The sequence below is a fragment of the Rubrivivax sp. JA1055 genome, from assembly GCF_020966565.1.
In the GTDB taxonomy this organism is placed as follows: Bacteria; Pseudomonadota; Gammaproteobacteria; order Burkholderiales; family Burkholderiaceae_C; genus Rubrivivax; species Rubrivivax benzoatilyticus.
In genome coordinates this window covers 471,725-493,271 of record NZ_JAJKFP010000006.1, presented here as the reverse complement: position 1 = coordinate 493,271, position 21,547 = coordinate 471,725, and the positions used below count along the sequence as shown (strand labels likewise).

Genomic DNA, 21,547 nt, shown 5'->3' with positions numbered 1-21,547 from the left:
TGCCCAGATGTTCAAGCGTTGGTTGAAGGTCATCCTGCAGACGGTTGTCGCGCTGAGCATTTTTCCCGCCGCAGCCGATTCCTACGTCGATTTCTTCCGCGCGGTCCAGATCGACAACGACAGCGCCGTGAGCCGGCTGCTCGAGCGCGGCTTCGACCCGAACTCGGTCAGCGAGCAGGGTGAGCTCGCTCTGGCGCTGGCGATCAAGGAGCGCGCCGATCGTGTCGCGCAGCGTCTGCTGCAGGACCCGCGCATCGACATCGACCGCGCCAGTGCCCGTGGCGAGACGGCGCTGATGATGGCGGCGATCCACGGCCGGCTGGACTGGGTCGAGCGCCTCGTCGCGCGGGGGGCCGCGATCGACCGCGAGGGCTGGACGCCGCTGCATTACGCGGCCAGCGGGCCCGACATGCGCATCGTCACCCGGCTGGTCGCGCTGGGCGCCCGCATCGACGCCCGATCACCCAACGGCAGCACGCCGCTGATGATGGCCGCCGGTTACGGCGACCAGCGCAACGCCCTGGCGCTGCTCGGCCTGGGCGCCGACCCGGCACTGCGCAATGCCCGCGGCCTCAGTGCCGCCGACTTCGCCCGCCAGGCCGGCCACGACGCGCTGGCCGACCAACTCGATGCCGCCGCCAAGGCCGGCGCGGCGCGGCGCTGACAGCACGCTTGTCGGAAAGCCGCCGACATCCGCCATGGCATCGGCCCGACTCGGCAGGCCGAGCCGCCGCCCGTACATTGAGATCAGCCGGAATCGCCGGCCAACGGGAGGTCCGCCATGGCCCGCATCACGTCTCGCAGCAATCCGTTCACGCTGATGATGAATCCCGAGGTCGTGCTCGCCGCGATCGAGCGTTCCGAACGACTGGGTCAGCTGAACCGCCGGATCTGCCGCCCGCTGGACCGTCCGGTGCTCCGTGCCGTCATCGGCTCGGAGGTGACTGCGGACGACGATGACGAGTCGGGCGAACCGGATCTGCAGTGACACGCCGTCGCGCGCGCGCCGAACGCTGGCGCGCCGAGACGACGGTGCCGATGGCGGCCACCGCCAGGACGATCAGCCCGCCGACGAAGACCTGCAGGCGGTGCTCGCGCAGATAGGCGACGGCGCGTCGCACGGCAGACGGCTCGGCGCTGCGCACCGGGCTGGGCGCGGGCGCAGCTGACGGTTCGCCACCGGCGCCGGCCGGGCCTCCGGTCCACTGGGTCGACGGCTCGGCCGCGGCCTCGGTGTGGCCGCCGGCGACGTCGTGCTCCTGCGGCTCCTGCATCACGGCGGCCGTGCCGCTGCGAGCGCTGTCCTGCGGTCTGGTGCGCGCCGGGTTCGTGCCGTCGCTGCCGGTCGCGGCTTGCGGCTGGCCGTTCTGCAGTTCCAGCAGCAGGCGGATGGTCTGCGACGCGCCGGGCACGACGTCGATGCCGCCGGCTGTGGCCGTCGAAGCCGACGGACCCGGCGCCGCAGGCGGGGTGTCCGGAACACCCGTGGCCGGTGCCGCGAGGCAGCACGAGGCGCCGAAAGCCAGCGACACGACGGCCGCACGGGGCGACCCAGGCACACGAATCATGGGATGGGGGCTTGCAAGATGGACCGCACGCGCTAGCAAAAGCCGAGCCCTCGAAGAAACGGCGTGTCGGCACAGGCACTTAGCGAGGGTGACGATGTTCTCAGGGAGAAGATGTAACGAAATCCGACAGCAGCGATGGGGCCGAAACAACGACAATGTATATCAGGCGGAGCGAGTTTCTCGGCCGAGTTTCTCGGCGAGTTGTCCACATACTCGCTGGTCAGGCCCCAATACTCGGGGTTGCGGCGCATCCACTCCGTGCAGCCGCCGTCGAACCCCGGCACGCCTTTGGTGTGGCCCAGGTGTTCGAGCTGGTAGGTGAAAATTTCGCCGACACTGGCCGCCAGCTCGCGGTTGCCCATGTCGCCGTTCGCTGCGTCGTCTGCGGCGTCCTCTGGGTGCTTGGCGGCCCACTGGTCGTGATTGCGGCACGCCGCGTGATAGGCGGTGAGGGCCAGTCGCACGACCTCATCGGCGCTGAGCCAGTGGTACGGGGTGGGGCAGGTGTTTGGCATGGAGCCTCCTTGCGCATTGGCGGGGGTTGCGGAACCTGGCGCCATAGGCGCCGGGGTCTGGGGGCCATCGAGCCCCCAGGAAAGGGGCCGTCCAGGCCCCGAAGCCGAGACAGGCGCGAAGCGCCGTCGGGCCAGCTCAAGCCCGAGGTCGGTGGAGCTGGCGCCGCTGCTGGCCGCGTGAGCCGACGTGGCCGCGCCGCCCACGGCGCCCGCGCGCACTGGATCGCTGGCGGCTGCGAGAACCAAGGGACCGGCCGAGGCGCGCGGAGCGTCGCCCGGCCCGGGACCGGGCCGAAGCGGACGACGCGAGACAGGCTGCGCGGCCGCGCACGGCGAAGCCGGCGCGTCGGCGGATCGGTTGGCCGGGGGTTGGTGGGCTTGTCTCAGTACCAACAACGGCAAATTGGCGTCAGAATGGTGGCATCCTGCTACCTTGGGGCCACCGCATGGCGATGACACTTCGACTGCCTGACGCGCTGCGAAACGAGGCTCAGGCGTACGCCGACACGCTCGGGATTTCGGTGAGTGCGCTCCTGGCGGTGGCGCTTCGGGACTACCTGAACAGTCGGCGCCAGGTCGCGGGGGCTGACTCGGCGCCTCGGCCGGAGCTTGTGAAGCCGGCGCCGGCAGAGCGGGCCAGGCCAGCGCCACGTCGACCGGAGGCCACGCCAGAGGCTCTAGCGTTGCTGCGTCGCCCGCCCCCGGGTGGTCCTGAGGCGAAGTGCCTATGCGGGAGCGGGCGCCCGTGGCGCCACTGTCACGGAGCGCCGGCCGAGTCGATAGCTCCAGCCGAAGTGCCCTATTGAGGTCTTCGAGGTCGGCGACCTGCGCGCGTAGCTGCTGGCGTTCCTCGGCGAGAGCCCGGGCCAGTTGAACGGCGGTGATGGCGTCGTTCGTCGCCTGGGCGTCGATGGCGGAGCGGCCCCAGCGGGTCAGCCAGAACAGCGCCAGCACCGCCATGCGTGGCGCGTTGCCGCTGGCGTTCCAGCGGTAGACCGTGGACGTGCCGACGCCCAGCGCGCGCCCGACGCGCGCGGGCGGCGGCCGGCCGAGGTCGTCCAGCACGGTTTCCCAAAGTGGGAGCGCATGCGGGGCATGCTCGATGCTGAACAGTTGCAACGTCATGTCGCGTCAGGCTTTCTCATCCTGGGAACGGCGACAATGTATATTATGTCAACTATTGCATCACGTCCCGGCCAGGTCTCTTGTTCGACCACCCCTGCCAAGCAATAGCGTGGGTGGAGACATAGAGGTTTCGCCGCCAAGTCTTTGATTCTTCGTGGCTGACCTGCCCCCTTCCGCCATACCAGCGATTCGGAAGGAGTCCTGGTTGAAGGTTACGTGATCTCGGGTATGACCGGGCTGTGTTGAGCAGCAGCGCCGGCATGCCGGCGCTGCTGCTCGGCAAAGCGTGCCGGTGCGATGCGGCCGATGCTGCTGTGCGGACGCACCTCGTTGTAGTCGCGCCGCCACGCGGCGATGGTCTGCCGGGCCTGCGCCAGCGACTGGAACCAGTGCTCGTTGAGGCACTCGTCGCGGAACTTGCCGTTGAAGCTCTCGATGTAGCCGTTCTGCATGGGCCGGCCCGGCTCGATGAGCAGGTGGCGGATGTGGTGTCGTTGCGCCCAGGCGATGAACGCGCGGCTGGTGAACTCCGGGCCGTTGTCGGTTCTCACCGCAGCGGGATAGCCCCGAAACACCGCCGCCCGGTCCAGCAGCCGCGTGACGTACTCGCCTGAGATGCCGTAGTCCACGGCGATGTCCACACACTCGTGGCTGAAGTCGTCGGCCACGGTCAGGCACTTCAGGCGTCGCCCGTTGGCCAGGCTGTCGCTGACGAAATCCATGCTCCAGACCTCGTTGACGCTGCGTGCAGCCTGCAGCGGCACGCGCTCGGCCGGCGGGCGCCGCACTTTCTTGCGCTTGCGCACGGCCAGGTTCGCAGCGGCGTACAGCCGCCACACCCGTTTGTGGTTGACGCCAGGGAACTCCGGGCGCAGCAGGTCGTGAATGCGCCGGTAGCCGAAGCGCCGCCGCACGTGCGCGATCTCCACGATCCGCGCCGCCAACTCGCGTGTGGCGGCATCGGCCTCGGGTGGATGTCGGTAGCTGTCGCGGGAGAGCCCCACGAGACGACACGCTCGGCGCTCTGACAGCTGGTGCTCCTGCACCAGCCGGCTGATCGCCTCGCGCTTGGCCCGTGGGGCTAGCGCTTTACCCCGAGAACGCTCTTGAGCGCGTGCATGTCCAGGTGCGCCTCGGCCAGCAGCTTCTTGAGCTTGGCGTTCTCTTCCTCGAGCTCACGCAGCCGCTTGGCGTCCGACGCCTCCATGCCCCCGAACTTCGAGCGCCACTTGTAGAACGTCGCGTCGCTGAACCCGCCTCGACGGCAGATCTCCGCCACCGCCATCCCGGCCTCGGCCTGCTTGAGGAACCCGATGATCTGTTCCTCGCTGAACTTGCTCTTCCTCATGTCCGTCATTCTCCTGATGAGCGGACTTCACTTCCTTTTCCTTGGTACGGCTGGAGGGGAGCAGGTCACACAGACACCCGTCACTAGGGCTCGGGCTTGCCGAACGCCTCCGCAGGAAAGGTCACTGTAGCGGCCCTAGCCAGGTTTGCCGGTATCACCACCAAACTCCGAGCGTCTCGCAAGCCCAGCTCTACCTCGCATTCAAGCGCAGCAAGACGTGCGGAAGGCGGCGCCTGCCGCACACTCTCCGGGGCGGCAGTCGCACGCAGACCTGTCTGCTCTGCACAACGCATCTCGCGTCGCTGCAGTGCATCAACAGTCACGCTGGTTGTGAGGCCAAGCCGCATCGGTCAGATGATGATGTCGACTGCGCAAGTTTGTCTACAGGGCCACGCGCTCAGTTTTCGAGTGCCAGCCGAGCCAGCTTCTCCAAGACGCTCATCTTCGAGTTGTCGCCGCCGACCAGCACGCCATTGGTCATTGTGTGCAGGTAGAGCTGCACCAGTCGGCGGTCGAGCAGCCCAGACTGCACTGGCGCCCCATCGGCGGCATGCAGCACGACGTCGCGCATGCCCGACAAGGAGTCTCCCGAACCGTTGATGCCGCCTTCGGGTGGGACGAAGACGCGGACGAATGCGCCGCAGTCTTGTACCGGAATTCTGGTGCCAGTGCGCTCACCGCGCACGGCCTCTCCCGGGCGGTACATCGACATGTAATACGGCAGGAGGTTGAAATCTCGGCCCTTTGAGTAGTACCGCCCTCCACCTTCCGCGCGCTGAGCCGCGAGGAAGTCATCCTGCGCGGCCAGTGCGGCCTCAATTCCGGCGTACTGGTCGTTGAGGATGATGCGCGGTACGAAGGCGCCCGACCACACGGTCAATCTCTCCCCGTTGTGGCGGTCGACGACCCAGAATTGCCCGTCTCGTATCCACTCCTTGCCTTCCGGCTGCAGGAAGGGGAACTCGCTGACGAAGTCAATCGCCGCCAGGTCAGCAGACGACCACGGTGACCGGCAGACTCTGTCGACAGCGATGCCGTTTTCCCTCAGCGTGACGTCGACGGCGGAGACCAGCTGCTTGCGAGGTTGGCGGCCCGGCATACGGATTTGTCTCGTCGCAATCAGCGTCAGCGATGCAGGTTGCAGCTCTGCCGGCATCGCCGGAGTTGGAACCGGCTTGTGCCCAAGCAGGCTCTCCTTGAGCGAAAGCTCCACCAGGCACCGTTTCAGCGCCTCCTGCAGTTGTCGGTCGGCCGCGTTCGCCTTGCCGGGCAGCATGGAAGCCAATGACGCCGGCGAGAAGTCCAATCCCTGAATGCTGACGCGGACGGTGTCGCACGCCATGAGGTGCTTGAACTTGCACTCGGTGTACGGGTCGGCCACAGCATCTCCGCGCGCCAGGGCGGCGTATGCCTGGCTCGCCCGCGCCGGCTTCCAGTCATGCGTAGCGCCTGGCTTCGACATGCGAACCGTGCCGTTCTCCTCGTCGCCCTCCCCGTTCAAGAATAGGTAGTTCACTCGGTCCTGCAGCGCAGAAGGGACGCCCTCTGCGGCACGTACCACCGGCGCGACAAAGTGCGCCTTCTTGTTGCCGGCGACGTGATATCCGTCGGGGAAGAAGTCGGAGAACCGACTCAGCGGCTTCAGGGCCTCACCGTCCATGGGCTGTCCTGATGCGTTGACCACCTCGAGAGGGTGCATCAGGTTGGCGATGGGGTCGAGGGGGATGTAGCCCTCGTCGACGCAGTGCGACGCGACGAACGTGTCCCGGTCTACGGGCACGCCAGCCTTCTCGAACAGGCCCCAGGCAAACTCGGTCAGGACGTTCAAGTAGTAGAGGCGGCTCTGACGAATCTTGACCGTATCCAGACTGACGCCCTCCAGGGGGTAGCGGCGTGCGTCGACTTCGAAGAAATCGTCAGGTACCAACCGGGACACGTTGACCATGTACCCCTCGCCTGCGTCGAGAGCCAGGGTCGCCGCCGAAGCACTTTCCCCGGAAGCCTTCGTCTTACGGGCGAAGACCTTCGAGGTCACGTCGCACACCAGCAGGCCATGCTTCGGATTGACACTGAAATTCGCTTCGGCGAGGTGGAGCCGCCGCTTCACGGCCTGGCCGGCATTGCCCAGAAACACGCCAGGACCGAAGCCGCCCGTCACAAAGGTGTGGTCAGCCTCGAAGGCTGCAGCCTCGATGAGCTCTCGCTGAAGCATCAGCTCGATGAACTTGGCCGGAGCACCCGCAACCGCGGCCATCATCGTCGCGTAGTCGAGGTTAGGGCGCGGCCCGAGATACCAAGCGTCCTTCGAGCTCATCGTGAACGTGAGCTTCGCGGCTTTGCCCGCGTCAAGCCCGAGGGCCTCAGCGATGGCTGCTCTAACTTGCTTGGCACGGTCCTTGAAGAAGGCCACCCCAGAGGTGTCCTCGCCACCAGCAGCTGGCGGTGACTTGGGGAGTGGTATCGCGATGGGAACGACAAACCCGCCGGTGCGCGATTGCCATTCGGCGAGCCGCTGAGCGGCCTCGGCTGTGCTGCAGCGAAAGCGGATTGAACTCAGGCGGGCAACTGCCGCCTTCTCATCAAGGCATCGAATGGGCATCTGCTAGCGGGCGAGCAAGACGCCCGCGAGGTTCTCGTTGGCAATCCAGGACTCGACGCCGGAGGTGTTCGGCACGAACAACGACATGAAGCGAATGCTGCCCTTGGGAGGATGCCTGACGGTGTGCTTGTGCGCACCGTACAGGTTGACGTAGACCGCGTGCACGGTCTTGTCGGGCAACAGCGCGCGGAGGCGCTCGTGCTTGTCCGTGGCCTCCTGCTGCAACTCGACTTTCTTGAGCCGGTCGGTGCTTCTCGCCCAGTTCTTCATGTCCACGGCCACTACCGAATCGTCGCCGACCTGGAAGTAGAAGTCGTAGAGCTGGTACAGCTCGGCGTAGAGCGGATGGTTGGAGGGGTGCAGGTACTGCAGCTCCCCGCCGCCCAGGGCCAGCTGCTCGGACGAAAGCCCGAACTGGACCTGCACGTACTGCTCGAACTCGAGCTCGGCGATGTAGCCCTTCATGATTTCAGTGACGAACCAGGGCTGCGGGAACATCTTGGCCTTGCCGGCAGCCGTCTCGATGTCGAAGCCCTTCCACGCGCGCAGCAGCGCCCGAGTCTTCGGCGACATGTGGGCAACCAGTCCGTCCGGTGCCAAGCTGCCAATCCAGTCGTAGGTATCGGTGCCGTCGAACGCATCGGTGATGACGGTCTCGGTCATCCCGGCCATCGAGACCTCGCGAATGAACGGCTCGGCAGTCACCGGCACGGTCATGTAGCAGCCCTCGCGAAACGCATCCGGCACGCCCGCGGCCTCGAGCTTGGCCAGGTACTTGACCGGGTCCTCGAACATCAGCGAGTCGAAGAGCGTGGTCCAAGTCGAGCGCGCTGCCGGGTCCGAGCGGAACCGCTTCGGCATCTCGCTCGTGAACGCGCGGAAGGCTACGGCCCGCTTGAGACTGGCGGCGGCGTTCGCTTTGCGCTCCTCCTGCGTCTGGAAAACTGCCGTCTCGACGTTGTGTCGCTCGAGCTCGGCCAGCACTGCTCGTTGTGTGGGCGAAGCTCGGCGACGCAGTTCCTCGGCGTGCCGCAAGCCCAGGTGGACCGTTCGAGCCGCTTCGGAGCTGAACAGCACCAGCTGACGGGGCATCGCCTCGTGGGGCCGACGTTCCCCGCGTCCGAGGGCCTGGAACACCGTACGAGTGATGTCGATGACGTGTTCCTTGCGCAGGCGCTTCCAGCGGTTGCGGGAGTACTGGAACAGCAGGTCGCCGCGGGACATCACGGCCCAATCCTCGTTCTCGTCGCGGATGACCTGAGCAAAGCTCTGGAACATCTCCATCGAGAAGCCGCTGCTGGCCACGCGCGTGTGCCGGGTGTAGTACGGGTCGTTCAGCAAGCAGAACAGCTCGAAGTCTTGCTCCTTGCCGTCTCGCGTCGTCACGAAGTTGATGCCCCGCGAAGCCGACTTGTACGCGGTCCATAGCAAGACTTTCTTGCGGGAAATATCCAGCGCATCAATCAGGTCCTGACTGAACTGGCCCGCGTCATCGGCCTCCTGCACTGCCCCGGTCTTGCCGGCGTCGCGCTTTCGGAAGCGAGGGCCGTTGTAGAGGATGAGCGTGATGTCCTCGTTGCTGCCCGCCTTGCGGTAAGCCGGAAGCATCCGCGCCTTGATGACAAAGTGGTTGCCCGTGGTGTCCTTCTGCTGGACCCACCCACCCTCCATGTTCGCGAGCCGCACGAGGCACTTCTGGATGCGCGACACCGTCTGGCAGAGCACGAGTCCCGAGCGCATGTCGCTCGCCAACAGCCGGTCAAGGCTTGCCACCAGCCCCTCGATTTCGTTGTGCTTGTGCCGGTTGAGCAGCGTGTACCCCGGCTCGTCCTTCTTCGGAATGGCCTGCTTGAACTGGTCGACCAGGCCGCGGTAGCCCGACGAGACGCCGAACCTGGCGGCCGGGTCGCTGTCGTCGAGGATGGTGACGTGCCGCTCACGCTTTTCCAGGAGTCGGCGCGCTTCTTGGGAGACGATGTCCATCTCCTCGTCGGTCATTTCGCTGAATACGCCGTCCTTGGCCTGGAGAACCCGACGGAGCTGATTGACGTTGAACGCACCCGACGACGCCGTGGCGAGACCGCCGGTAGCGCTCATCAGGTACACGCCATTGCTGCGACCCAAGGCGTGGACGATGTCCTCTTCGGGGGTGGCGCGCAGGGTCGTGATGGTCAGCGTCAGGCTGACGTCGGCCGGAAGGTTGTACTCCTCTGCCTGTCGTCGGCTCTCCTCCAGCGTGACCACGCTCTTGGTGTTGCTGAAGAAGAAGGCATCGGTCAGCAGCTCGTCGCTGCTGGTCTCGTTCGCCAAGCCTTCGGTGGTCACCGGGTCCTTGAACAACCGGCGGACGTCGTTCCGGAACTTGTAGAGGTTGGGGTACCGGTCGATGTCGTCCTTCGCGAACTCGACAGCGCCCTCACCCTCCCGAACGGCCAGGACGCGAGCGACGAACAGCACCAACTCGAGGTAGTGCAGCAGCGTATAGGCGTCAGCCGGGACCTCGCCCTCGTGGTAATGCAGCCGGACGGTCTGGTGGGCCGTGTCCCGGCGAAGTTCGACCTGCTTCAGGAACTCGGTGTCCATGACGCTGGCCGATTCGTTGAAGAAGGTCTGGCCAGGCTGGTCCAGCACTTCACCGTAGGTCGACCGACTCATGGTGAAGTACTTCTTGTCGAAGACCAGGTCGCGCAGGTCGCGGAACGTCTCGTACTCGCCTCGCTTGGGCGGTCGAATCTTGCGAACGTAATCCCGGAGCTGCGCTAGGACGCGAGCCTTCTGCTTGAAGCGCTTGAACTGGTTCTGGACGTCGTTCTTGTCGTGCAGCTGCTGCAGAACCTGTAGGAGGTCCTTGTCGTCGTCGAACCGTGCTTCCGTCGATGCGTGCTTGGCCGCAAGCTGCTTGCGGAAGATTTCGACACGGCGAGCGTCAGAGATGAACTTGGCGCCCTTGGCCTCGCTCTCCAGCTTGAACTCTCGGTTCACCGCCTCTGCAATCTCTGCAAAGTGTTCGAGGTGGTCGTAGACCTTGCCGGCCAGCTTCAGGTCGGTGCCGCCTCGCCCTTCGAAGCCCAGCGGCCACTTCAGGTCGAAGTAGGTGAAGAACTCTGTGATGACGACGTTGAGGTCGTTGCGGCCCTCGGAGTTGACGACCGACTTCCGCTGGTCAAACAGGTACCAGTACGAGTCCTCCTCCTCGTCCACGAACGTGACGACGCGGGCGGAGTCCGGCCGACGAGACACCATCCGGCCCAGTTGACTGTCGTCCTCGTTCAGCTTCTCCAGGAAGAGCGGCAGGTTCTCGAACTTGTGCCAGATGTACTTGCCCTTGGCGTTGTCGAAGGCGTAGACCTCCTGGCCCACCTGCGCTTTCGACGCCGTGCTCACGATGACGCCTGGGTTGTCGAGGAATGCCTGAAGCGGATGCAGCCGCCTGACCATGTCCGCTACTGGGGCGGCTTGCATGTAGCGCTCGGCCGGGTTTTCAGCTCTGCGGGACGAGACGTCGAGCATGATGAGCTGACGTGTGAGGCTCTCCGCAAGCGCCCTCGCCCGGCGGGCAGCCTTCAGGTATGCGGCCTTGGTGTCCTCGTAAGTGTCGTCAGTCGGCGACATCGCCAGAAACTGCGACGCGTGGCAAACCGTGCACTTGCTGCGCAGTTCCGCTAGGCGCGCGGCCAAGCCTTTGTCGGTGTCGGCCTGCTTTTCCGACCGTTCGAGCCTGGCGGCGACAGCGGGATTGGCTTCGAGCCACTCGACCAGGTCGAGCGCCGCCTTGAAGAACGTTCGGTCGTTCAGGTGGTAGTCGACCGAGTACAGCCGGTGCAACGGCAGCGAGGCCCCGCGCGCCTTGATGGCGTCCTCAATGTGGTCGGCGTACTCCCGGCTCTCGTTGTGCTCCTTCAGTTCCTCGCCGAATCCGGCTACAAGCGACTGCAGCGGCGCGATGAAGACAGGGATGACGTCGCAGTTGACGTAGAGGTCGATGGCGAACAGCGCCGCTGTGTACGTCTTACCGAAGCCGGTGTACCAGTTCAGCAGCTTGATGAAGGGCTTGTCGCCCGCGCGCAGGTACGGCTCGAGGAAGCCTCGCTGAAATAGGTGGCTGGCGGTTCGGGGAGTTTTTTCGCGGCCCATCACACCACCTCCGCGAAGTCGATGTCGAGGAACAGTACACGCTCGACTTTCATCTTCGCAGTGTCGTCGTCGTGATTGGCGAAACCGCTAACCGGGGAGACCTTGTTGTACACGCCAGCGTATGCCACCAGCCCCAGCTCGTTGAGCCGCGCCAGCAACTCCTTGCCTTGGTTGGCGTAGACCATGTACGGCGAGGTCCGAGGGAACGCTTGACGCACCTCCCCGTCGGTGAAGACGACATCGTTCTTCAGCGCAGTGAGGAGCCCTGTCACGGCGTCATCCACTTTCTTGACCAGCTCGTCGGGCATTCGTCTTGGCACTTCGAAGGTGACATCTTGCACCCGAGATACCAACGCACGAAGGAGCTCATCGGTGCGCAGCAACTGAAGTTCGGAACGCTTGGGTTTGCGGGCCAACTCCGCCGGATTACGGATGCTGAGCATGTTGGCAAGCCGAACCACCCCTTCGACAGTGAGCCGCCCGCGTTTGGACAGTCGCTCGTACACCTCCTCGAGCTCCGGGCTCCCACGTCCGCCGCCAAACCCCTCTTCCCTGACCCTGCGCCAGTCGACGTCGATACCCTCGCGTTCAATGGACACCGAACTCAAGGCCTTTACTCTGTCCTCGCTCACCAGGTAGTACCCGTGCCGCAGCGCGAGTTGATGCCGACGGAAGAGCTTGGTACTTTCGGCGACAGTCAGCGGTCGTGACACGACACCCGGAACAACGCCGGCGTATCTCACGGTTGAAAGGTGCCACTGATACCGTGATTGCCCGACGGCCCAGACAGCGCCATCAAGGCCGTAGCTTGGAGTCGTGTCCTTGGGATGCAAGAACTCGAGCTCCGACCAGCACTTCACCTCGTCGCCGCGGGCAACTTCGTCCTCGAAGCCAGGGCCGGGCTTGGCGTCGACGACCACCAGTTCGGAATTGGCAGGGTCATCGGCTTGGGCGTCAGGTTGAGGGTTCTGGAGGCAGAACTGAGCTGCCGCCAATCCGTTAACGATGCCTTTGCCCGTCTCTTCGTAGCGGCGGCGAAGCGTTTCGACTCCGTTTATTGCCGCGGCCAACTGTTCGCCCTGGTCGCCTGTCCACCGCAGCTGTGCGTAGGGGACGACACGCCCATTGGAGTCGTGGCAGGTCGACAGCGGCGTGTCGAAGCTGACCGACGTGGGTGTGAACGCGATGTGGTAGACACGCAGGCCTCCGCCAATCCAGACACCCTCACAGCAGTCGCTGAGGACCTGGATGCCATCCTCCCAGTCACGAACGCTGCGGTTCAGGGCGCTGTAGGCACACACGAGTTCCAGGGGTGCTGGAACCGCTTTCCGCGCGGCTACATGCCAGTTCTGGTGGCCAAGTAGCCGGGCCGCCGCATCGAGCGCGTGCGTGTGCTTCAGGGCGACGCCGCGCGCTGACAGGAGGCTGCGAAGCCGCTTGGCGACGGCCTTGACGTCTTCACCGGCGCTGGGCGCCAGTTCTTGCACAACGCTCAGCGCGTCGGCAGACGTCAGTCGTGGGGTTCGAAGGTGGACGAAGGTCCAGAGGGCAGCCGCTTGGGCTTCAGGCAGATGGCTTGCGGCTTGGGCCGCGTCCGAGGCAGGCGCTGTCATGAGATGAGCTCCAAACGGAAAGCATCTAGGACGGCACGCGTTGTCCGGCTTTCCAGGAGTTCACCTAGCCGGGAATGTCTCGGGTACTGCACTCAACTGGCTTTGCCGGTCCTCGGGGTGTCCTCCCGAGCTAGCGTGCACTGACAGGCGCCAACTTGCCTACGGTTCGGCTATGAACTGCGGTGGAATCGTATGTACAAGTATCCATGCGTGTCAACCCTACCCTGTTCGTCGCGCAGAACTCAAGGCGGCGGCATTGCGTGCCGAGAGCTCGCCGACCTGCTCTGAATGCACATTAGGCCGCCTTGCGGCCGGCACTGAAAACCTCGTCCAAGGCATCGAACCAGGAGCGTGTGTGCACGATGCGGGCCTTGTGAGCATTGGCGTCCAAAATATGTGCCTTGGTCATCTGCGACACGGCTTCCCACGACTCCATAGGCAGCACATAGGTGGCGTTGTTCACCTGCGGGCACTCCAGCACGCACAGCCGTTGCTTGACGAAGCCAAACACCGTGTACCCCTCGAAGCCCCCGATGCCGACCGCGACGAAGTCCGGCTTCTTCTCGCCGACGGCGGTGAGGCGAGCGCGAAGCACGCCCTGGTTGCCGACGGGTGCGCGTTCGACCATCTTCTCCAGTGCCGGCTTGGCTGACTCCCAGGGGTTCTTGCCGGGAGGCAGCAGCTGCCAGTGCAAGCGACGCACCGGCGCGCTGACCCAGCTACTCAGGTCCTTGCCCAGTACCTCGAACGCGCCGAGCACCTCGCGCAGCGTGTTTGCAGTGTTCGTGGCAGCCGCGAGTTGTGCTTCGGAGTTGACGAACGGGCCGGCGACGACAAAGGCCTGGCCGTCGGCGCGCACCTTGATTTCCAGCTCGACGCTGTACGGCGCGACGTGGGTTCGCGGGTAGCGCGGGTACGGCACGTCCACTATCTTCGACATCTCCTCGGTGCCGTAGCGTCCGGCGAATTGAGTCCAGTGCCACTCGACTTGGCGGTAGGCCGTCTCCATCGGCTGGTCGCGGTGGACGATGTCGAACCCCTCGGCGTTCCGCCGGCTGGCCGGTCCCTTGCTCGCCGACGGCAGCAGGCGCTGGCCGGGAACGAGCGGGAGGTCAAACCCAAGCTCCTTCAGGCGCTCCAGGGTGTCGGTGTGGATGGCCAGCCCCAGCACGAAGAGCTCACCGGGTTGCAGGTGGTTGAGGTACTTGGCAATGTTGCGGGTTTTGCGGTTAATCTGCATGTAACGGGTTCCTTTCAGGTTGTTGGTTGGGGCGAAAAGCCCTGCCCTCACTTAAAAGGACTCCCGAGGACGGCATCGTGGACGCGGGCTGCACAAATAATTTCTTCAGGGGCCGCGTCCACCCACCGCCGCTGAGGAGTCTCAGGGAGAGAGACCCGTCTATGTCTGCTATCCCAGAACCAGAAGAACGCCTGAGCCGGGCCGAGGTGGAAGCCGCACTTGCGGCCTTCACAGCGGCCGAGTGGCGCCGCGCGGAGCTCATCGCTGCGGGCTTTTGCGGGGGCCTTACCGGCTGGAAGCCGGGAGACCTATTGCAGGAGACGTTGCTCAAGCTGCTCGATGGCACGCGAGTTTGGCGACCGGGCCTGCACCCGCTGGTCGTTCTCAAGACCGCCATGCACAGCATTTCGAGCAACGCCCGGAAGCACAACGAGGCGAGCCCCATTGACGAGAACGTGGTCGTGGACCCGTTCGAGGCCGACGATGACGACAAGACGCCGGTGGCGCACGGCAAGGTGACCGTGACGCCCGAAGACGAGACGTCGGGCAAGCAGCAGATGGCAGCCTTGTACGCGGCATTCGGCGGCGACGAGGACCTGGAAATGCTCGCCATGGCGTGGGCCGATGGGCTCCGAGGTGCAGAAGCGCGCGAGGCACTTGGTTGGGATGAGAAGAAATATGACGCGGCTCGAAATCGGCTGCTGCGCAGACTCGCAGCGCTAGACCCCGACCGGAGACCGAAATGACGACCAAGCCGACCAACGAATTCGAGAAGTTCATCGACGCCCTGGTGGACGAGCTGATTGCCACGCCTGATGACCAGGTGCTGGAGGGTGCTGACCCGGCCGCAGCGAAGGAGAACGGGCTACGTATGCTTCAAGCCGCCAAGGCCGAGGCTGGCCGCGCACGTCTTGCTGCGGCCAAGGCGGGCTTCGCGGCCCTGAATGAGCGACCTGCTGCGACACCGGCTGCGGTGTCCGCGGAGGAGGCTCGTCGGTTCATTGCGAAGGCTGCGAACGATGGCAGGTATACGCTGGCAGCACGAAGCTTGGGTGAGCTCTCGGACGATGAGGCACTCAAGCTGTACACCCAGCTCAAGGCGTTGGAGTCGGACGTTGACGGAGAAGGCAAGTGACGTCTGTTGGCCAGCGAGCTGAGGCGCTGGTTGCAGAGTTGGGCATCTCAAGTCCCAAGGAATTGGACGTCGAAGCGATTGCATTCGACTCGCAAGTCGAGGTGGTCTACGAAGCGATGACCGGCTGTGAGGCCTCCCTCGTTGGCTACCGTGACCGTGCGATTGCGACCGTCAATCCGTCAGGCGTACGCGGGCGTGAGCGGTTTTCGGTGGCGCACGAGCTTGGCCATTGGCATCTTCATCGCGGGCGTTCGTTCCAGTGCCGTGTCGAGGACCCCAGCGCAAATCTAGCCTCAGACCGCGCACTCGAAAAGGAAGCCGACACGTTCGCGGCCCACCTGCTGATGCCCGGGCCGCTGTTCAACCCAGTGATTGCACAGCTCGGTCAACCGAGCTTCCAGCAGCTCACGAAGGTAGCTGGAGACTTCGAGACCAGCATGATGGCGACGGCGCTGCGGCTCGCCGGCATCAATATGTTGCCAGTCATCGTTGCGTGCTACGGCAGGGATGGGAAACGTTGGGCCCTGCCTGCGGCGGACATTCCGAAGCGTTGGTTCCTCAAGAGCAAGCTCGACGAGGACACGTTCACCTACGACCTCGTCAATAGCGGAAAGGAGTGTCGCGGCCTCGGCAAGCAGCCCGCTGATGCTTGGTTCGAGAACGACGATGCAGGAAAGTACGAGGTGCTGGAGCAGTGCATTGGCAGCATCGACGGCACGGCGCTCGTCCTCCTGTACTTGCAGTCCGAGATGCTGTACGCCGGGTTCGACTGGAACGTTGGCAATCGCAAGTACACCGAGAGAGGTTCGTATGTGCCTCGTCGCGGCGCTACCAGGTAGTCTTGAGAGAGCATCGAAGCCGACATGGCTCAGGCAAGAGCCGACCATCGCACCAGTATCTGGGGCGTAATGGATGCGCCGCAAGTCGCTGAGGCCTTGGCCGAAGCCAAGCTGGTCTGAACGAACAACCTCTGGTTCCTGAGCCAAGTACGGGCACATACGGTGCCCAACTACGGGGAGGATGTGAATTTGCCCACAAGGATGCTGACTGAACGCCAAGCTGCGAAGGAGGTGTTGCGGCTTGTCGAGACCTCGAACGACATCAATCTCGCAGTTGCGTGGGCAACTGAAGGCGACGTCACAGAGGCCCTTCTCCAGTCCGGCAAGGTGTCGCAGGCTGTGGTTGGGACGCACATGTATGTCACGGCGCCGCCGACCCTCCGGAAGCTTGCAGACCTCCCGAGCGCACGCGTGGTCGCGCCTGACAAGCCGCGACTGTTTCACCCGAAGGTCTACCTCTTCAAGAGCGGCGCCAGCGCGGCCGCCATCGTGGGGAGCCACAACCTCACGTCGAGCGCGTTTAGCTCAAACGTCGAGGCTAGCGTTCTCATCGAAGGCGACAGCAGCGACAGCGTCCTACGGGAGGTGCAGCAGTTCATCGAGAAGAATTGGCAGGGCGCTGAGCCAATCGACGACGATTTCCTATTCGCCTACGAAAGGCAATACGAGGCGAAGCGTCAACATCACGCTGAGCTCAGGACCTTTCGTCGCGTGAAGCGGCCCGCCCAGGGCGCAAAGGTGGCATCTCCACTCGATATCAGTTGGCGCGAGTTTGTTCGTCGGGTCAAGACGGATGACCGGCATGACTTCGAGAAGCGCTTGGTGCTGTTGGAGCGTGCAAGGACGCTTTTCGCCAAGCGGTTGACGTTCGCTGCGATGAAGCCAGACGAGCGAAAGGCGATTGCGGGTACCTACGGCAAGGTCGAGCCAAGGCTCGACGACATTGAGTGGGCCTGGTTCGGAACAATGTTTCCGCAGGGAGACTTCAAGAGCCTCGTCAACAACGACCCGGCCGGTTTGTCTGTAGCCCTCGACCACATTCCGCTGGTAGGTGACATCACCCAGGCACAGTACGAGGCGTTCGTCGTCGAGTTTCGGACCACGTTCAAGGGAAAGGCACACCAAGGTGGCTACGCCGTTGCGTCGAGGCTGCTGGCCTTGAAACGCCCCGATGTCTTCGTGGCAGTCAACTCCCAGAATCGGCGCGGACTCTGCGAGGCTCTGGTCGTAGCCCACTCCACACTCAACCTGGACAACTTCTGGGAGCGCATCGTCGAGCCTATCCGTATGAGCCCTTGGTGGCTGGCGCCGCGGGCGAAGGGAGGGCTCGAAGCGAGGCTATGGGACTGCCGTGCCGCGATGCTCGACTCCCTCTACTACGAGGGCAAAGGCGGGCCAGGGTAAGCGCCCAACGCGGCTGTCCGCCGCCTACCCTCAGTCGAGGGCTCCACGCAGGGCCGAAGCAAACCTATTGGCGTGGCTTGGCCTCGCATCGCCATATCAACGGCTCGAAGCTGAACAGTTCCTCCATCTCTGCCGCGCTGTAGATGCGTTCGGACGGCATGGTCAGCGCATTGGTGACGATGGCCAGGCACCAGGCTGGTTCGCGCTCGGCGCAACGACGTTCGTTTCGTGAGATGAAGAAGCCCTCGATGGGCATCGACGTACCCTTGACCTCGACAAAATGCCGAGGGATTGCACCAGCGTCCTCGACCCGCAGGTCGTAGCCCAGGTTCTTGTCACTCACGTCGTGAACGACCAGGCCTTGCGCCTCGTAGAACGTGGTCATGTGCGCCATCGAGGCAGCTTCGACAGCGTCTCGATGCTCTTGGTCTGGAAACCACAATCGAGGTTCTGTCGGCGTCGGCGGCGGGCTCGGAGGCTCCGCTGGAGGCGGGTCTGCCGTCGCGCCGTTGTCCTGAACCTGAACGTTCAGCACGCCGTCCATCCGGCGTCGAGCCAAATGCTCGTCGACTTCCGCATCGGTCGGAGCCCAACCGGCGGCACCGCGAACAAGGATGGCTCTATTCCTGCTGGCGTCCCAGCGCGCGACATGCCATCGCTCCGGGTCCTTCACGCGGACACCGACTTCGGCGTTTTTGTTCTGTTCTAGTTCTGCTATCGGAACCCGGTTTATCTGAAGCACAGCGGCACAGTCTTGGCGGCTGCCGTGCATTTGCTGGAGCGCGGCCACACGAGCTTCCGCGCGTATCTGTTGGAGATGGCTGCGCGCTCCTCCGCCAAGGCGGGTCTTCGTGTCAAGCGTCTCAACGTAGAACCAGCGGCCATTTGCATGCACGTGGACAAACTCGGACCAGATGGTCAGCAGGTAGCCACCGCCCGGGAGCGACCACACGTAGTCAGCTCTGTGCTCGCTTGCGTCGCGCACACCCATGCGTTTGATGACCTCGGTGACGCTGTACTTGGGCGAGTTCGCGCGGAGGTCGTCAACGACTTTGAAAACAACAGGATTGACTTCGTTCTGCATGCGCCCCCTCTCGCTCGCACAACCACCACGAACAGGCCCCAGCCCGTCAATGTAGTGGCGCCACTGTTGCCTACGCAATGCGCCCACATGCAGGCCCGAAGTTGCCCAGGAGCAAGGTCAGCAGGCGGTCCTGCGCCTCCGCACTGGCCAGGCCCACACACTCGTCCGTCAGGACGAGCCTGTCGCGCCGAACATCCCGCGGCCAAAGAATGTCTTCGTCGTCGATGGCGACCCACGCAATGGGGCGGCGCCACGCCACGTGTGTCGTGACGATTTCGGCCTTGTTCATGCGCCGGTAGTCGTTGGTCGAGAAGCCAACCGTCCGAGCACCTCCTCTTCTCGTGGACACGGTGCGCTTGACCCGGTTGGTCAAGTCTTCTTGCGTGCACCCGACGACGCGTCTGGCGAGTGATGACCCCAGCTGTTGGAGAACCGTCTCAAGGCCCTGCACGCGCGGCAGCATTGACGTCAGGACGATTTCCACCGCTGGCCACCGGTCCAAGGCGGCTGCGAGCACCGGGGCGCTCTCGTACCTCGAGTGGCCGTCGTCCCATGGGGACTTCCCATGCAGCATGGTGTACAGCGACTCGGCCGGGTGAAGCACTCCCGATATCCCAAGGTACAAGGTGGGCGGAGACACGTGTTCTGCAGGAAGAACTGTTGGGGTCAATGGCTTCTCCCGCAGGTCATCCGGCGGCTGGCGAGCCCCGCTGTTGGGCTGCAGCCCAGCGCCGAGCTGCTTGGACGTGTGCAGCCGTCAGCCAGGGCCAGCTCGCGACGATTCGCTCCCAGCTGTCGCCCGCGTCCAAGCAGGCCAACAGGGTCGTGACCGGAAGGCGCGAGCCGACGAACACGGCCGTTCCACCGAGGACGTCCGGGTCCCGGTGAATGAGCAGCACGTCGGGTGTGGTCACGTTCGGTTCAACGGTGACGGCGGGTTTGGCTCAACAGGAGCCACTACCGCCCCGTTCACAGACACCTGCCCTTCCCTTACCTCGATGAGCATCGAGCCAAAACGGCTCTCCCAGACGTAGCGCAACACGCAGTCTGCTGCTAGGGGAAGGTCTGCTTGGGGGCTCGGTGCGAGCCGGGTGAGGACTTCGGGTAGTAGCGGTGCGTTCACGGGCGTGCTCGGTCCGCAGACCGAGCCGCCTGGCGAGGTCTACGGTGAAGGAGTGGTGAGGGCGGTCAGAGCCAAGTCCATAGCCGGCGTAGCCATGCCGGCGTCCGGTCGGGCTTGGGGTGGTAGAGCTGGCGGTAGGTGGGCTGCATAGATTGCCTCCTGGGAAGTGGTACTGTATGTATAACCAGCGCTGTATGCAAGAACAGATACATGACCTCTTCGAGCCCGGCGGCGTTGACTTCGCGTCACCTTCGGAGCTAGAAGCTCTCCATGCCCTCCAAGGTCCAACTTCCTCCGGACGACCTCGAGCGCCTCGTGGCAGAACTCGATGCCGGAGACCACGACGACCGGCTGCCGCTTCCACCTGCTGGCGTGACTGCAGACGTTCCACTCCAGCGGTTCGCCGACGTTCAGCCGTTCGATGTGAGGGCGTGGGCGGAGAGCAAGGGCATAAAGCTGCCTCAGCGCTAGACCAGCGCGACTGCCCGCCCGGGAGGAATGGCGTCAGTACGGGGCGGTGGTTTGGTGTTAGCTGAGCTCGCCCCCCTCCCGGAAGAAGTCCATGAAGGGAAACGGCGTCTCTGCCCAAGGCTGCAGGGCCCGGTCAAACGCCCAGACCTCAAGTCGACGCTGTATCTCCGTGACTCGAGCGCTACGCCACCCCAACTGACAGCAGCATTGCGGACCGAACGGCGCGAGCTGTGCCTCGACCGCCTGCACCCGGCCGCCGTACGCAACACCGCACCGGCCGCACGCGTGCTGCACGCAGAACCGGTTTGGCAATAGCGCTTTCAGCCGAGACCACGCGGTCTCTGGCTTTGTCATAGCGCTGGTCACCGACTCAAGAACCGCCCGAGCTCCGGGAACGTTGCGCTTGAGCCAGACCTCAAGTGCCGATGACTCCACAACGAGTGGTTCCTGCACGACCGAGACAAAGTAGCGGACCGGCTCTTGGGTCAAGTAAATTCGCCCGCGCTTCTTGTGCAGTAGCCGAAGGAGCCGGACGACGTGACGCTGGCCGAACGACGCGTCTCGAGCGGAGTGCAGCGCCAACAGATGCTGGCATGTCAGTGCAACAAGGTGCGCTGTGACCGGCAGCAGGCACCCTTCCCCACTTCCGGGTGGCTTCCACTTTCGGCTCTTGAAGTAGGCCCTGAGAATTTCATCCGGCATTGGGGCCAGCTGCGGGATGGACAGTCGAGGGGCAGATGCATGAGTTGGGTTCCAGGGCACATATCGGTTCTCGAAGCCCAGGCGCCACTTCCAGTGCAACTGCGAAATCCACTCCACAAAGTCCGGGTCATCGTCGTAGTTCACCCATCGGTCGCCGCAGCGAAGCATTAGCGGCCTGGCCCGGTTCCACGCGAGTTGCAGGTCGACCGCGTTTGAGTACGACGCCATCGTCGCGTTGGTGAGCCCGGCCTGGCATCGCCTCCGGCGCATACGGTGACCCATGCCGTATGCCGGTCGCCCCGTTAGTGGCTCACTGCCCAGAACGCGGCGGTACGCCTCCCACGCAATGGCCTCCGCGGCACCCTTCGGACCGCCACCGACCAGAGCGCTCGCATAGGTCGTGGCTGCGCCCCAGTACGCGCTGGCGTGCGGGGTCCTGTCGCTGGGCTCGCTGAAAGAGCTGTCCTCAGGACGCTCCGACATGGGTGGCTCCTGAAATCGAAGGTAGGAACCGACGATTGCAGCAGGAGCCGTCACGTCCAGCGAAGGGGTTACCTGGCCGAGCTCGCAGCCCGAGCGTCTATGCTGGGCCCTGGTGGAGGTATTGCGGCTATGACACGGTTCGGCTGCGCGCCCGGGCCCGGCCC

General features: G+C 64.3%; 18 protein-coding genes. 7 read left to right on the top strand and 11 right to left on the bottom strand.

Going from position 1 to position 21,547, the window contains the following annotated elements; translation table 11 throughout:
• The first annotated feature begins 7 nt into the window (after positions 1-7).
• Entirely contained in the window at positions 8-664 is a 657-nt protein-coding gene (locus LOC65_RS11645; protein WP_230247589.1) for an ankyrin repeat domain-containing protein, read from the top strand.
• A 117-nt stretch (positions 665-781) separates the two neighbouring features.
• Entirely contained in the window at positions 782-988 is a 207-nt protein-coding gene (locus LOC65_RS11640; protein ID WP_081467607.1) for a hypothetical protein, read from the top strand.
• Here the strand turns inward: LOC65_RS11640 and LOC65_RS11635 are convergent.
• The 7 genes from LOC65_RS11635 to LOC65_RS11605 form a co-directional block, all read right to left on the bottom strand.
• A complete protein-coding gene (locus tag LOC65_RS11635; protein ID WP_230247588.1) occupies positions 927-1,412 on the bottom strand; it encodes a hypothetical protein in 486 nt (161 codons plus the stop codon). The two genes, LOC65_RS11640 and LOC65_RS11635, sit on opposite strands and share 62 nt — an antisense overlap.
• A gap of 188 nt (positions 1,413-1,600) precedes the next feature.
• A complete protein-coding gene (locus LOC65_RS11630; protein ID WP_230247587.1) occupies positions 1,601-2,083 on the bottom strand; it encodes a hypothetical protein in 483 nt (160 codons plus the stop codon).
• 1,337 nt (positions 2,084-3,420) lie between these two features.
• A protein-coding gene (locus tag LOC65_RS11625) for an IS3 family transposase (protein WP_405048248.1) occupies positions 3,421-4,556 on the bottom strand; the annotation gives its coding sequence in 2 pieces (ribosomal slippage) (positions 3,421-4,295 and positions 4,295-4,556; 1,137 coding nt in all).
• A 397-nt stretch (positions 4,557-4,953) separates the two neighbouring features.
• Complete coding sequence (locus LOC65_RS11620; RefSeq protein WP_230247585.1) at positions 4,954-6,966, bottom strand: hypothetical protein; 2,013 nt, start codon at positions 6,964-6,966, stop codon at positions 4,954-4,956.
• Positions 6,967-7,158: 192 nt separating this feature from the next.
• A complete protein-coding gene (locus LOC65_RS11615; RefSeq protein ID WP_230247584.1) occupies positions 7,159-11,289 on the bottom strand; it encodes a hypothetical protein in 4,131 nt (1,376 codons plus the stop codon).
• Positions 11,289-12,902: a glyoxalase superfamily protein gene (locus LOC65_RS11610; protein ID WP_230247583.1), complete on the bottom strand. Its 1,614-nt coding sequence runs from the start codon at positions 12,900-12,902 to the stop codon at positions 11,289-11,291. The genes LOC65_RS11615 and LOC65_RS11610 overlap by 1 nt, the downstream gene beginning before the upstream one ends.
• A 295-nt stretch (positions 12,903-13,197) precedes the next feature.
• Entirely contained in the window at positions 13,198-14,142 is a 945-nt protein-coding gene (locus LOC65_RS11605; RefSeq protein ID WP_230247582.1) for a hypothetical protein, read from the bottom strand.
• Positions 14,143-14,348: 206 nt separating this feature from the next.
• Here LOC65_RS11605 and LOC65_RS11600 point away from each other — a divergent pair, with 206 nt between their 5' ends.
• From LOC65_RS11600 to LOC65_RS11585, 4 genes are all read left to right on the top strand, one after another.
• Complete coding sequence (locus LOC65_RS11600; RefSeq protein ID WP_230247581.1) at positions 14,349-14,888, top strand: hypothetical protein; 540 nt, start codon at positions 14,349-14,351, stop codon at positions 14,886-14,888.
• Positions 14,885-15,277 carry a hypothetical protein gene (locus LOC65_RS11595; RefSeq protein WP_230247580.1) on the top strand — a complete coding sequence of 131 codons (393 nt, stop codon included), beginning with the start codon at positions 14,885-14,887 and terminating at the stop codon, positions 15,275-15,277. The genes LOC65_RS11600 and LOC65_RS11595 overlap by 4 nt, the downstream gene beginning before the upstream one ends.
• Entirely contained in the window at positions 15,274-16,116 is an 843-nt protein-coding gene (locus tag LOC65_RS11590; protein WP_230247579.1) for an ImmA/IrrE family metallo-endopeptidase, read from the top strand. Before LOC65_RS11595 ends, LOC65_RS11590 begins: the two co-directional genes overlap by 4 nt.
• A 162-nt stretch (positions 16,117-16,278) precedes the next feature.
• Positions 16,279-17,520 (top strand): phospholipase D-like domain-containing protein, encoded by a 1,242-nt coding sequence (locus LOC65_RS11585; RefSeq protein ID WP_230247578.1) that lies wholly within the window; start codon positions 16,279-16,281, stop codon positions 17,518-17,520.
• A 64-nt stretch (positions 17,521-17,584) separates the two neighbouring features.
• Here LOC65_RS11585 and LOC65_RS11580 read toward each other — a convergent pair whose 3' ends face one another.
• The 3 genes from LOC65_RS11580 to LOC65_RS19555 form a co-directional block, all read right to left on the bottom strand.
• On the bottom strand, positions 17,585-18,604 hold the full coding sequence (locus LOC65_RS11580) for a DUF3883 domain-containing protein (RefSeq protein WP_230247577.1): 1,020 nt from the start codon (positions 18,602-18,604) through the stop codon (positions 17,585-17,587).
• A 70-nt stretch (positions 18,605-18,674) separates the two neighbouring features.
• A complete protein-coding gene (locus LOC65_RS11575; RefSeq protein WP_310736922.1) occupies positions 18,675-19,244 on the bottom strand; it encodes an HAD domain-containing protein in 570 nt (189 codons plus the stop codon).
• Between the two features lie 46 nt (positions 19,245-19,290).
• On the bottom strand, positions 19,291-19,503 hold the full coding sequence (locus LOC65_RS19555; RefSeq protein WP_405048253.1) for a DUF433 domain-containing protein: 213 nt from the start codon (positions 19,501-19,503) through the stop codon (positions 19,291-19,293).
• Positions 19,504-19,997: 494 nt separating this feature from the next.
• Here LOC65_RS19555 and LOC65_RS11570 point away from each other — a divergent pair, with 494 nt between their 5' ends.
• Entirely contained in the window at positions 19,998-20,198 is a 201-nt protein-coding gene (locus tag LOC65_RS11570) for a hypothetical protein (RefSeq protein ID WP_230247576.1), read from the top strand.
• 57 nt (positions 20,199-20,255) lie between these two features.
• Here the strand turns inward: LOC65_RS11570 and LOC65_RS11565 are convergent, their stop codons facing one another.
• Positions 20,256-21,044, bottom strand: coding sequence for a hypothetical protein (locus LOC65_RS11565; protein WP_230247575.1), 789 nt, complete (start codon positions 21,042-21,044; stop codon positions 20,256-20,258).
• Positions 21,045-21,547: the final 503 nt, after the last annotated feature.